This window comes from Bacillus sp. PAMC28748, from assembly GCF_014250415.1.
Classification (GTDB): Bacteria; Bacillota; Bacilli; order Bacillales; family Bacillaceae; genus Bacillus; species Bacillus licheniformis.
In genome coordinates this window covers 771,103-783,850 of record NZ_CP060192.1, presented here as the reverse complement: position 1 = coordinate 783,850, position 12,748 = coordinate 771,103, and the positions used below count along the sequence as shown (strand labels likewise).

Below are 12,748 nucleotides of genomic sequence, written 5' to 3'. Positions count from 1 at the left end.
CGGATTCAAAAGCGTTATCCACAAAATGTGGACAACGCTTGTTTTCTTTTCTTTCATCTTTTATACTTTCAACATGATTTACATGAATTATTAACGTTTTTAGTGTTTTGTTAAGGGAGTTTTGATGTTAATGAAAACAAAAGTATGGACTGTGGATGTAAAACGCGATTTGTCCACAAACTGTCCACAAATTGCACAGGCGGCAAGACTGCTTCAGCAAAATGAAACGGTTGCTTTTCCGACAGAGACTGTTTACGGTCTTGGTGCAAACGCCAAACACAGCGAAGCAGTAGCTAAAATATACGAAGCGAAAGGGCGGCCGAGCGACAATCCGCTCATTGTCCACATCGCTGAAATTGAACAGCTTGCAGAATTTGCGGAAGTTGATTCGCCTCAGGCCGAAATGCTGATGAAGCGTTTTTGGCCCGGGCCGCTGACCCTTGTGCTGCCGTGCAAGCCCGGGGTGTTATCCACAAGGGTGACGGCGGGGCTCGACACGGTCGCGGTTAGAATGCCTGATCATCCTGTGGCGCTTGAGCTGATTAGACAGGCCGGCGTTCCGGTGGCTGCCCCGAGCGCAAATCTGTCCGGAAAACCGAGTCCGACGAAAGCCGAGCATGTCGTCAACGATTTGAATGGACGGATTGCGGGTGTCGTTGACGGCGGCCCTACAGGAGTAGGGGTTGAATCAACAGTTGTTTCATGCACCGGTGAAATTCCGGTCATTTTGAGGCCGGGCGGCGTCACAAAAGAGCAGCTCGAAGAAGCGGCCGGCCCCGTCTTGATTGACCAGGGCCTCACCGACGAAAAAAAGGCGCCTATGTCTCCCGGGATGAAATATACGCATTATGCACCGGAAGCACCTCTTGCTATTGTGAACGGGGGAGTTGAGGATATTCAACGGCTGATCGACCAATATCAGAAAGACGGGATGAAAGTCGGTGTCCTTACGACAGAGGAACGGGCCGATGTCTATCAGGCCGATGCCGTCCGCATCTGCGGCAGAAGAGACCGACTTGAAACGGTTGCCGCCGGTTTGTATGACGTTCTCCGCAGCTTTGATGAAGAACGTCTCGATTTTATTTTTGCGGAGTCTTTTCCTGAGGAAGGAGTGGGCCGGGCGATTATGAACCGGCTGTTGAAAGCGGCCGGCCACCGCGTAATCGAAGCGTAGCCTAAGCGGGGGTGTTCTATCTGCCTTTGGACGTGCATAAGCTAGAAAAGCTGGCGTGTCCAAGGGGGAATTGCATGAATGTTGATGTGTTAATAGGCGAAATCCTGACGCTTTCGATGATGGCTTTTGCACTCGGCATGGATGCCTTTTCAGTCGGTCTTGGAATGGGAATGGCCAAGCTGAAAAGGAACCAGGTTTTTCAAATCGGCGTCATTATTGGATTGTTCCATGTCATCATGCCGCTTGGCGGAATGATTGCGGGACAGTTTCTTTCGGGTGCGCTTGGTGCGCTGGCGGGATATATTGGGGGAGCTCTTTTATTGGTGCTGGGCATTCAGATGATTGTCGCATCTTTTAATAAAAGCGGGGAGCAGATCATCTCTCCGCACGGCTTCGGCTTGTTCGTTTTTGCCGTCGGCGTCAGCCTTGACAGCTTTTCAGTCGGTCTCAGCCTCGGCCTCTACGGAACGAAACCGATATTAACGATCTTTCTGTTCGGTTTGTTCAGCATGGTGTTAACTTGGGCGGGCCTTCTGCTTGGAAAAAAGGTTCAAACGTGGCTCGGCGCCTACAGCGAAGCGCTCGGAGGAGCCATCTTGCTGAGCTTCGGTCTGAAGCTTTTGCTGCCCATTTAATTGAAAGATGGGAAAATCTTTTTTCTGTTTTGCATAACATAATGGAACTTAGAAAAAGAGGGGGAGATCCCCTCTTTTTTGATTTCTGGAGCGGATTTTATTATTTTCCGTCTGAATCCTTTATAATATGAAACAAAGGAGTGAACAAGATTGAACATATTATTTGTCTGTACTGGAAATACGTGCCGCAGCCCGATGGCCGAAGCGCTCTTTAAATCTGCGGCTGCCGAAAAAAATCTGGATGTCTCCGTCAAATCTGCCGGGTTGTTTGCTCCTGAAAACGGAAAAGCTTCTTTATATGCTGTCGAAGCGCTTTTTGAAAAAAACATCGCTCTGAATCATACATCTTCACAGCTTTCCGAGGAGAAGGTGGAATGGGCTGATCTTGTTCTGACGATGACAGAGCAGCACAAGCAGCTGGCAGTACATGAATTTTCAAAGAGCCAAGATAAGATCTATACGCTGAAAGAGTATGTTAATGGAGATGGCGGGGACATTATTGACCCGTTCGGCGGTTCTCTCAGCGACTATCAAAGAACGAGAGATGAGCTGGAGCAGCTGCTGAGAAAATTGGCGGAAATGCTTGCGAAGAAATCTCAGGAATAGAAGCTGGCTAAGGAGCGTTTGCAAATCAAGCGGCAGCGGGTACAATAGACATGATCAATCAGAAGTATATAACGGCTGTATGCTGGCTTAACGGTTTCTGCGAGACTTTTGGCGGCACATTAAACGAGGAGGAGTCATTCCAATGAAAGTAATCATTGCATCAGATCACGGCGGAATCAATATCAGAAAAGAAATTATGGCATTGATGGACGAATTGAACATCGAATACGAAGATTACGGCTGCGAATGCGGTTCAGGATCTGTGGACTACCCGGATTATGCGTTTCCGGTCGCGCAAAAAGTGGCGAACGGGGAAGCCGACAGAGGCATTTTAATATGCGGAACAGGAATCGGCATGAGCATTTCCGCCAATAAAGTAAAAGGCATCCGCTGCGCCCTTGTCCACGACGTTTTCAGCGCCAAAATGACAAGAGAGCACAATGACACGAATGTTCTTGCGATGGGTGAACGGGTCATCGGCCCTGGTTTAGCGAGAGAGATTGCAAAGGTTTGGCTTACGACTGAGTTTTCAGCCGGGCGGCACGCCGTCCGCATCGGAAAAATCGCCGATTATGAAGACAAGCATGAATAAAGGGTGTCGTCAATCATGAAAAATCTTGAACAGACATGGCGTTCTATATTAGATGAATTTCATCAGCAAGCGAATTTGCGCGAAGGCCACATCGTCGTCATCGGCTGCAGCACAAGCGAGGTGGCCGGAAGGCGCATCGGCACTTCGGGAAGCGAACAAATCGCTGAAGCGGTCTACAAAGGACTGGAAGAGCTCAGGGACAGAACAGGAATCGCCCTCGCTTTTCAGTGCTGCGAACATTTAAACAGGGCGTTGGTTGTCGAGGAAGAAACGGCGAAAGCATACCGTCTTCCCGTTGTTTTCGCCATTCCTGTCCCGAAAGCGGGGGGATCGATGGCTTCATATGCCTATAAACATATGAAGGCTCCTGTTCTTGTTGAACAAATAGAGGCCGATGCGGGGATCGACATCGGCGACACGTTTATAGGAATGCATTTAAAGCCTGTTGCCGTTCCTGTCCGCGTCTCTCAAAAACAGCTAGGCGAAGCGCACGTGACGCTTGCGCGGACAAGGCCGAAGCTGATTGGAGGCGTCCGCGCCGTCTATGAAGCGGAGTAGCGGAAGAAGCGGGGGGAAGAGCCGGACAGGCTTTTTTCTTTATTAGAATAATTTTTTAAACAAATGATATATCGAACTATATGATTTGTCTATTCGTTTAATATTCGGTTTTTCCAATAATAAAAAACGAATTTTAAAAATAATCTCTTACATTTGCATGAAAAACCGTGTACAATGAGATGGTATAATTAACGAAATGGAAACAGATAGGAGAGGATCTCGCTGATGAAACATTTACCTGCGCAAGATGAACAAGTTTTTAGCGCCATTCAAGATGAGCGGAAACGTCAACAGTCGAAGATTGAGCTGATCGCTTCTGAAAACTTTGTAAGCGAAGCGGTTATGGAAGCTCAAGGCTCGGTTTTAACTAATAAATATGCGGAAGGATATCCTGGTAAACGCTACTACGGCGGTTGTGAGCATGTAGACGTGGCAGAGGATATCGCGCGCGACCGCGCCAAGCAGATTTTCGGCGCCGAGCACGTCAACGTTCAGCCGCATTCCGGCGCACAAGCGAACATGGCGGTATACTTCACGATTTTGGAGCACGGTGACACTGTGTTGGGAATGAACCTTGCTCACGGCGGACATTTAACGCACGGCAGCCCTGTCAACTTCAGCGGTGTTCAGTACAACTTCGTTGAATACGGCGTTGATAAAGAGACGCAGTATATTGATTACGAAGATGTCCGTGAAAAGGCGCTCAAACATAAGCCTAAGCTGATCGTGGCCGGAGCAAGCGCATATCCGCGCACCATCGATTTTAAAAAGTTCCGCGAAATCGCTGATGAAGTCGGAGCCTATGTGATGGTGGACATGGCGCATATCGCCGGACTTGTAGCAGCAGGTCTTCACCCGAATCCTGTTCCTTACGCTGACTTTGTGACGACGACAACTCATAAAACGCTTCGCGGACCGCGCGGCGGCATGATTCTTTGCCGTGAAGAGTTTGCGAAACAAATTGACAAGTCGATCTTCCCTGGAATTCAAGGCGGACCGTTAATGCACGTGATCGCTGCAAAGGCTGTTTCCTTTGGCGAAGCTTTAAAGGACGAATTCAAAACATATGCCCAAAATGTCATCAACAATGCGAAGCGCTTGGCTGAAACATTGAAAAAAGAGGGTATCGAGCTCGTATCCGGCGGAACGGATAACCATCTTGTGCTGGTCGACCTGCGCTCTCTCGGCATTACCGGAAAAGTGGCTGAAAATGTACTTGATGAAGTCGGCATCACCGTCAACAAAAACGCGATTCCTTATGATCCTGAAAAACCTTTCGTTACGAGCGGAATCCGCGTCGGTACAGCAGCTGTGACGAGCCGCGGCTTTGATCTGGAAGCGATCGAAGAAGTGGGAGCGATCATTGCGCTTGCCCTTAAAAACCATGAAGACGAAGCGAAACTTGAAGAAGCAAAACAGCGTGTAGAAGCGCTGACAAACAGATTCCCGTTGTATACCGGGCTTGATTACTAAGATATTTGCGCCGCTCCGAAAAGGGGCGGCTTTTTTCATAAAATTGTCTCCTGATTTTTGTTGAAACAAGCTGTTTTTTTATGTAGAATCAATAGAAGTGTGTGAAAAAAGGAGCTGAAGACGGATATGGGAAAGGTATATGTGTTTGATCACCCTCTTATACAGCATAAGCTTACATACATCCGGGACGTAAAGACCGGAACGAAAGAATTCAGAGAGCTTGTTGATGAGGTTGCAACGCTGATGGCATTTGAGATTACGCGAGACCTGCCGCTGGAGGAAGTGAATGTAGAGACTCCTGTGCAAATGGCAAAGTCAAACGTCATCGCCGGAAAAAAACTCGGGGTTGTTCCGATTCTGAGAGCAGGGCTTGGAATGGTAGACGGAATTTTGAAGCTGATTCCTGCTGCAAAAGTCGGACATGTCGGGCTTTACCGTGATCCTGAAACATTGAAGCCTGTTGAGTATTATGTCAAGCTTCCATCCGATGTTGAAGAACGCGAATTCATCGTCGTCGATCCGATGCTGGCAACCGGAGGTTCGGCGGTAGAGGCGCTGAACAGCTTGAAAAAACGCGGCGCAAAAAATATCCGCTTTATGTGTCTGATCGCTGCCCCGGAAGGTGTAGACGAAGTGCAGAAGCATCATCCTGACGTTGACATTTACATTGCCGCTCTGGATGAAAAACTAAATGAAAAAGGATATATCGTTCCCGGATTGGGCGACGCCGGAGACCGCATGTTCGGAACGAAATAATGTAAGAAAATCCTGAAAAAGGGTTTTCTTTTTTTGTGTTTTATACCATAATTAAACATGTGTGCGTCTTAAATGAGGCGAATTTGTGAACATTTTGTGAGAGCTGCTGTGATTATGAATAGTTTTTTAACTTTAAACAGATTGACACCTCAGGGGGGCTATTGTATGCTAAAATAGGCTATTATGATAAGGTTTTCATAGCGGTTATCATAATGACCAGTCCTCTGTTAAAATCCTTTGAAAACCCCATATTTGCAGGCGACAGACAGATCACCGGCCCAAGAATTTTCGGACTGTGTGAAGTCTTGAGCAGAACACTACGTTCTGTAAAATGGTCAGACCGCCTAGTTTACCGTAATCGTAAGATAGATTTAAAATTTTCACATCAGGAGCGTATTTGATGACCGATGCGAGTCTTTCATTCCGTAGGCAACAAAAATATGTCCTATATATTTTAGCAGTCTGCGTGTTAGGCTATGGATTTCTGCCATATCAGGCAATTTTTTTAGGCCTGATTACCGGCACTGTTTTCAGCTATTTCAATCTCTGGCTGCTGGCCAAAAGGATGCAGGCCTTCGATAAAGCAGTGGCAAAGGGCAAAATGATCCGTTCTCTCGGGACTGCTTCCAGATTGTGCAACGCCATTATCGCGGCGGCCATTGCTTATAAATACCCTGAATATATTCATTTGGCAGGCGTCATTGTGGGGTTGATGACAATTTATCCTGTCATTATGATAGATTCCTTTATCCAGCTAAAACGTTCATCAATGGAAGAGAGGTGAAAACCCTTTGAATCACGAATCTAGAATTGTTAATTTCTTAGGCCTCAATTTTGATTTAACTAGCATTCTAATGATTACTGTGACAAGCATCATCGTCTTTCTGATAGCGGTGCTGACCACAAGAACACTCGCGATCCGGCCGACGAAAGCTCAGAACTTTATGGAGTGGATTGTCGACTTTGTTCGCAATATTATCGGCAGCACAATGGATCTTAAAGTCGGCAGAGACTTTCTCGCCCTTGGCATAACCCTGCTGATGTACATATTTGTTGCCAACATGCTCGGCCTTCCGTTTTCCATAACAGTAGGCCACGAATTATGGTGGAAATCCCCTACGGCCGATCCGGCGGTTACTTTAACCCTCGCCGTCATGGTAGTAGGCCTCACTCATTACTACGGAGTGAAAAGGAAAGGGTTGGGGGAGTATACCAAAGATTTCTTCAGACCAATTCCATATTTAGTGCCGCTCAAAATCATTGAAGAATTTGCGAACACATTAACATTGGGATTGCGTCTTTACGGTAATATTTTCGCCGGCGAAATTCTGCTCGGCCTTCTTGCCGGACTGGCAACCAACTTCTATTCTCAAAGCATTTTCCTGGGGCTGGTTGGAACCATTGGAGCGGTTGTGCCGATGATCGTATGGCAGGCGTTCAGCTTGTTCGTAGGTACAATCCAGGCATTCATCTTCACGATGTTAACAATGGTTTACATGTCTCACAAAGTAAGTCATGAACACTAAAAATAAGACATATCCGCTAAGGATAACAATTTAAAGGAGGAACTTTTTCATGAGTTTAATAGCAGCTGCAATCGCAATTGGATTAGGTGCACTTGGTGCAGGTATTGGTAACGGACTTATCGTATCGCGTACAGTAGAAGGAATCGCTCGTCAGCCTGAGGCTGGAAAAGAATTGAGAACCCTTATGTTCATCGGGGTAGCATTGGTTGAGGCCCTTCCGATTATCGCTGTTGTTATCGCGTTCTTAGCGTTCTTCAGCTAAAAGCGAATATAAAACTGGTAAATGGCGAAGATCACTGCAAGAGGCCTTCGCCATTGCTTTATGGTTGCTTGAACTGTCATAACGGCCGGAAGAATCACCCTCCTGAAAAAAGAGGGAGAACATTTTTCGATGGCCTCGGAGAGATAATCTGCAAGAAGGGAGTTGCCGTATTCGATGTCTTTTTTACCACAGGTTATGGGTGCAGGAGTAGGGTTTAACGCCGGAACAATGCTGTTCCAGCTTGTTGCCATGCTGATTTTGTTAGCGCTCTTGAAGAAATACGCTTTAGGGCCGCTATTAAATATAATGAAAGAGCGTGAAGACTACATTACCGGAGAGATCTCCTCTGCCGAGAAAAAGAATGAAGAAGCGAAGAAGCTCATTGAGGAGCAGCAGGCGCTTTTGAAAGAAGCACGCGAAGAATCCCAGTCTCTGATTGAAAACGCGAAAAAACTGGGTGAACAGCAAAAGGATGAAATCATCAAGGCTGCGCGCCAGGAAGCAGAACGCATGAAAGAATCAGCCAGAAGCGAGATCGTCAAAGAAAGAGACCAGGCTGTCACCGCGCTGCGCGAGCAGGTTGCATCATTGTCTGTGATGATCGCTTCTAAAGTAATCGAAAAAGAGCTGGACGAACAAGCCCAGGAAAAATTGATCCAAGACTATCTTAAAGAAGTAGGAGAAAGCCGATGAGCCAATCAGCTGTCTCCAAACGCTACGCAGCCGCTCTGTTTGACATTGCCCTTGAATCCAAGCTGGTCAATGAAATAGAAGAAGAGCTGACCGTCGTTAAGAAGATATTTATTGAGCATAAAGACCTCAATGCCGTTCTGGGTCATCCTAAAGTGCCCGCTGAAAAGAAAAAGCAGATTTTAAAAGACTCGTTCGGATCCGTTTCGACTGCAGTCTTACATACGCTTTATCTTCTCGTTGACCGCAGCCGCACGTCAATCGTCCCGGATCTCGCGGACGAATATGTCAAAATGGCGAACCGGTTCCGCGGGACGGAAGATGCGATCGTATACTCTGTAAAACCGCTCAGCGAAGAGGAAATTTCCTCTTTTTCTCAAGTGTTTGCAAAAGAAGCAGGCGCCGCTTCACTGCGCGTCAGAAACGAAGTGAATCCGGATCTGATCGGCGGTGTGAAAATCCGCATCGGGAACCGCATTTATGACGGCAGTGTAAGAGGAAAGCTTGACCGGATAGAACGTCAATTAGCAGGCGAAAATCGAAAGAAGGGGTGAAACCTAAGTGAGCATCAAAGCTGAAGAAATTAGCACTCTCATAAAACAGCAAATTGAAAACTATCAGTCTGAAATAGAAGTTCACGACGTAGGTACGGTAATTCAGGTCGGTGACGGTATCGCACGCGTACACGGCCTTGATAACTGTATGGCAGGTGAGCTTGTCGAATTTTCAAACGGTGTGCTGGGCTTAGCTCAGAACCTTGAAGAATCAAATGTAGGTATCGTTATTTTGGGACCTTACAAAGACATCCGTGAAGGTGACGAAGTTAAAAGAACCGGCCGGATCATGGAAGTCCCTGTCGGCGAAGAGCTGCTCGGCCGCGTTGTCAACCCGCTCGGCCAGCCTGTTGACGGAATGGGCCCGGTTCTCACAAGCAAAACCCGTCCGATCGAAAGCCCGGCTCCTGGAGTTATGGATCGTAAATCCGTACACGAGCCGCTTCAAACGGGGATCAAATCAATCGATGCTTTAATTCCGATCGGCCGCGGCCAGCGTGAGCTGATTATCGGTGACCGTCAAACGGGTAAAACGTCGATTGCGATCGATACAATTCTGAATCAGAAAGACCAGGATATGATTTGTATCTATGTCGCGATCGGTCAGAAAGAATCGACAGTCCGCGGCGTTGTCGAAACGCTTCGCAAACACGGCGCCCTTGACTATACGATCGTTGTGACGGCTTCCGCTTCACAGCCTGCCCCTCTATTGTACCTCGCGCCGTATGCAGGGGTTGCGATGGGAGAGGAATTCATGTACAACGGCAAGCACGTGCTGGTTGTGTATGACGACCTTTCAAAACAGGCTACCGCATATCGTGAACTGTCCTTGCTTCTTCGCCGTCCTCCTGGTCGTGAAGCATTCCCTGGGGATGTATTCTATCTTCACTCCCGTTTGCTTGAACGCGCTGCAAAATTGAGCGACGCCAAAGGCGGAGGATCTTTAACGGCACTTCCGTTCGTTGAAACGCAAGCAGGCGACATTTCGGCGTACATTCCGACAAACGTCATTTCGATCACTGACGGACAAATCTTCCTGCAGTCTGATTTGTTCTTCTCTGGCGTGCGTCCTGCGGTCAACCCGGGATTGTCTGTATCCCGTGTCGGCGGGTCCGCGCAAATCAAAGCGATGAAGAAAGTTGCCGGTACGCTGCGCCTTGATTTGGCATCATACCGTGAGCTTGAAGCATTCGCACAATTCGGCTCAGATTTGGATAAAGCGACACAGGCGAAGCTGAATCGCGGTGCCCGTACGGTTGAAGTACTTAAACAGGATCTGCACAAACCGCTTCGCGTTGAAAAGCAGGTTGCGATTCTCTATGCTCTGACAAGAGGCTTCCTTGATGATGTGCCTGTTGAGGATATCAAACGTTTTGAAGAAGAGCTCTTTATGTATCTTGACCAAAATCATAAAGATCTGCTCGATTCAATCGCCCAGACAGGAAACCTTCCTGCCGATGAGGACATGAAGGGTGCAATCGAAGGCTTTAAACGTACGTTCGCGCCAAGCAACTAAACAATAAAAAGTGAGAAAAAGGCTATCTTTTTCTCTCTTTTTCACGTCAATGCGAAGGAATTTGAAAACAAAAAGGTGGTGAAACCTTTTGGCCTCATTACGGGATATTAAATCCAGGATTGCTTCAAATAAAAAAATGAGTCAAATTACGAAAGCCCAGGAAATGGTTTCTGCTTCAAAGCTGAACCGGGCTGAAAACAAAGCGAAATCGTTTGTTCCTTATATGGAAAAAATGCAGGAAGTCGTTGCCGATATCGCAGTCGGATACACCGGCAAACACCCGATGATGTCAAGCCGCCCAGTGAAGCGGACCGGGTACCTTGTCATCACAGCTGACCGCGGCTTGGCGGGGGCGTTCAATGCAAACGTACTCCGCAAAGCGTATCAAAGGATTCAGGAACGCCATCAATCCAAAGATGAGTATGCGGTCATCGCGGTCGGAAGAATGGGGCGCGATTTCTTTAAAAAGCGCGGAATTCCTGTCATTTCTGAAATGACGGGGATCAGGGACGAAGTGACGTTTTCAGAAATCAAAGATTTGGCGAACAGCACGGTGCAAATGTATATTGACGAAACCTTTGATGAACTGTATCTGTTCTACAACCATTTTGTCAGCGCGATTTCCCAGGAGGTAACGGAGAAAAAGCTGCTGCCTTTGACAGATATTGCGCCTAACAAGAAAAAGACGTCATTTGAGTTTGAACCGGATGAAGAAGAGATTCTGGAAGTGCTCCTTCCCCAGTATGCGGAAAGCTTGATTTTTGGCGCGCTTCTTGACAGCAAAGCGAGCGAACATGCTGCGAGAATGACGGCGATGAGAAATGCGACAGACAATGCAAAAGAGATTATCGCCGATCTTGAACTGTCATACAACCGTGCCCGTCAGGCATCCATCACGCAGGAAATTACGGAAATTGTCGGCGGTGCAGCTGCTTTAGAATAGAAAAAGTTTGTCAGGAGGGATAGAGATGAAAAAAGGACGCGTTAGCCAGGTATTAGGGCCGGTCGTAGATGTTCGTTTTGAAGACGGTCACTTGCCTGAAATATATAATGCGATTAAAGTTACACATAAAGCGCAGAACGAGAATGAAGTGGACATCGATCTTACCCTTGAAGTAGCGCTTCACTTGGGTGATGATTCAGTTCGTACAATTGCAATGGCTTCAACTGACGGTGTTACACGCGGAATGGAAGCCATCGACCTGGGAGAGCCGATCTCCGTTCCGGTCGGAAACGTAACACTCGGCCGCGTATTTAATGTACTCGGGGAAAATATCGATTTGGATGAGCCGCTTCCGGCTGATGCTGCCAAAGATCCGATTCACAGAGAAGCTCCAAAATTTGATCAGCTATCAACAGAGGTTGAAATCTTAGAGACGGGTATTAAAGTCGTCGACTTGCTCGCTCCATATATCAAAGGCGGAAAGATCGGTCTTTTCGGAGGAGCGGGAGTTGGAAAAACCGTTTTGATTCAGGAGCTGATCAACAACATCGCTCAAGAGCACGGCGGTATCTCTGTATTCGCAGGTGTCGGCGAGCGTACGCGTGAAGGAAACGACCTTTACTATGAAATGAAAGATTCCGGCGTTATCGGCAAAACGGCAATGGTCTTCGGTCAGATGAACGAGCCGCCTGGTGCGCGGATGCGCGTTGCCTTGACCGGACTTACAATGGCCGAGCATTTCCGTGATAAAGAAGGCCAGGACGTATTGTTCTTTATCGATAACATCTTCCGATTCACTCAAGCAGGATCTGAAGTATCTGCACTTCTTGGACGCATGCCGTCAGCGGTTGGTTATCAGCCGACGCTTGCGACCGAAATGGGTCAGCTTCAGGAACGGATCACATCAACAAATGTCGGATCTGTAACATCGATTCAGGCGATCTACGTTCCTGCCGATGACTATACTGACCCGGCGCCGGCTACGACGTTCGCTCACTTGGATGCGACGACGAACCTTGAGCGTAAGCTGTCGGAAATGGGGATTTATCCTGCGGTCGATCCGCTTGCATCCACTTCCCGTGCGCTTTCGCCTGAAATCGTCGGAGAAGAGCACTATGAAGTGGCGCGCAGCGTTCAGCAGATCCTGCAGCGCTACAAAGAGCTTCAGGATATCATCGCGATGCTCGGAATGGATGAGTTGTCAGACGAAGATAAGCTTGTCGTCAGCCGTGCGCGCCGCGTACAATTCTTCCTGTCGCAAAACTTCCACGTAGCTGAACAGTTTACAGGACAAAAAGGTTCTTACGTACCTGTCAAAGAAACGGTAAAAGGCTTCAAAGAAATCCTTGAAGGTAAGTATGATCACCTTCCTGAGGACGCTTTCCGCCTTGTCGGCCGAATCGAAGAAGTTGTCGAAAAAGCGAAAGAAATGGGTGTAGAAGTATAATCTGGTCCTAGGAGGG

At 47.7% G+C, this 12,748-nt stretch carries 15 protein-coding genes; all 15 read left to right on the top strand.

Annotated elements, in window-relative coordinates; genetic code table 11:
• Positions 1 to 130: 130 nt before the first annotated feature.
• Positions 131 to 1,174, top strand: a complete 1,044-nt coding sequence (locus tag H7F26_RS04115) for an L-threonylcarbamoyladenylate synthase (protein ID WP_009329761.1) — start codon at positions 131 to 133, stop codon at positions 1,172 to 1,174.
• A 74-nt stretch (positions 1,175 to 1,248) separates the two neighbouring features.
• Complete coding sequence (locus H7F26_RS04110; protein WP_003186024.1) at positions 1,249 to 1,809, top strand: manganese efflux pump MntP; 561 nt, start codon at positions 1,249 to 1,251, stop codon at positions 1,807 to 1,809.
• A 150-nt stretch (positions 1,810 to 1,959) separates the two neighbouring features.
• The gene (locus tag H7F26_RS04105) at positions 1,960 to 2,415 is read left to right on the top strand and encodes a low molecular weight protein arginine phosphatase (RefSeq protein ID WP_009329759.1); all 456 of its coding nucleotides are present in this window, start codon (positions 1,960 to 1,962) and stop codon (positions 2,413 to 2,415) included.
• Between the two features lie 142 nt (positions 2,416 to 2,557).
• Positions 2,558 to 3,007, top strand: coding sequence for a ribose 5-phosphate isomerase B (gene rpiB, locus H7F26_RS04100; RefSeq protein WP_003186021.1), 450 nt, complete (start codon positions 2,558 to 2,560; stop codon positions 3,005 to 3,007).
• A 15-nt stretch (positions 3,008 to 3,022) separates the two neighbouring features.
• Positions 3,023 to 3,565, top strand: coding sequence for a TIGR01440 family protein (locus H7F26_RS04095; RefSeq protein ID WP_003186019.1), 543 nt, complete (start codon positions 3,023 to 3,025; stop codon positions 3,563 to 3,565).
• Between the two features lie 225 nt (positions 3,566 to 3,790).
• Positions 3,791 to 5,038 (top strand): serine hydroxymethyltransferase, encoded by a 1,248-nt coding sequence (gene glyA, locus H7F26_RS04090; RefSeq protein ID WP_003186018.1) that lies wholly within the window; start codon positions 3,791 to 3,793, stop codon positions 5,036 to 5,038.
• A gap of 126 nt (positions 5,039 to 5,164) precedes the next feature.
• On the top strand, positions 5,165 to 5,794 hold the full coding sequence (gene upp, locus H7F26_RS04085; protein ID WP_003186017.1) for a uracil phosphoribosyltransferase: 630 nt from the start codon (positions 5,165 to 5,167) through the stop codon (positions 5,792 to 5,794).
• Between the two features lie 400 nt (positions 5,795 to 6,194).
• Positions 6,195 to 6,578, top strand: coding sequence for an ATP synthase subunit I (locus tag H7F26_RS04080; protein ID WP_003186016.1), 384 nt, complete (start codon positions 6,195 to 6,197; stop codon positions 6,576 to 6,578).
• Between the two features lie 70 nt (positions 6,579 to 6,648).
• Positions 6,649 to 7,320: a F0F1 ATP synthase subunit A gene (gene atpB, locus H7F26_RS04075; RefSeq protein WP_395958862.1), complete on the top strand. Its 672-nt coding sequence runs from the start codon at positions 6,649 to 6,651 to the stop codon at positions 7,318 to 7,320.
• 49 nt (positions 7,321 to 7,369) lie between these two features.
• Complete coding sequence (gene atpE, locus H7F26_RS04070; RefSeq protein ID WP_003186014.1) at positions 7,370 to 7,582, top strand: F0F1 ATP synthase subunit C; 213 nt, start codon at positions 7,370 to 7,372, stop codon at positions 7,580 to 7,582.
• Positions 7,583 to 7,756: 174 nt separating this feature from the next.
• Complete coding sequence (gene atpF, locus H7F26_RS04065) at positions 7,757 to 8,275, top strand: F0F1 ATP synthase subunit B (RefSeq protein WP_003186013.1); 519 nt, start codon at positions 7,757 to 7,759, stop codon at positions 8,273 to 8,275.
• Positions 8,272 to 8,826, top strand: a complete 555-nt coding sequence (locus tag H7F26_RS04060; protein ID WP_003186011.1) for a F0F1 ATP synthase subunit delta — start codon at positions 8,272 to 8,274, stop codon at positions 8,824 to 8,826. Before atpF ends, H7F26_RS04060 begins: the two co-directional genes overlap by 4 nt.
• A 7-nt stretch (positions 8,827 to 8,833) precedes the next feature.
• Complete coding sequence (gene atpA / locus H7F26_RS04055) at positions 8,834 to 10,342, top strand: F0F1 ATP synthase subunit alpha (protein ID WP_003186010.1); 1,509 nt, start codon at positions 8,834 to 8,836, stop codon at positions 10,340 to 10,342.
• Positions 10,343 to 10,430: 88 nt separating this feature from the next.
• Positions 10,431 to 11,285 (top strand): ATP synthase F1 subunit gamma, encoded by an 855-nt coding sequence (atpG, locus tag H7F26_RS04050; protein ID WP_003186008.1) that lies wholly within the window; start codon positions 10,431 to 10,433, stop codon positions 11,283 to 11,285.
• Between the two features lie 25 nt (positions 11,286 to 11,310).
• Positions 11,311 to 12,732, top strand: coding sequence for a F0F1 ATP synthase subunit beta (atpD, locus tag H7F26_RS04045; protein WP_003186006.1), 1,422 nt, complete (start codon positions 11,311 to 11,313; stop codon positions 12,730 to 12,732).
• Positions 12,733 to 12,748 lie beyond the last annotated feature (16 nt).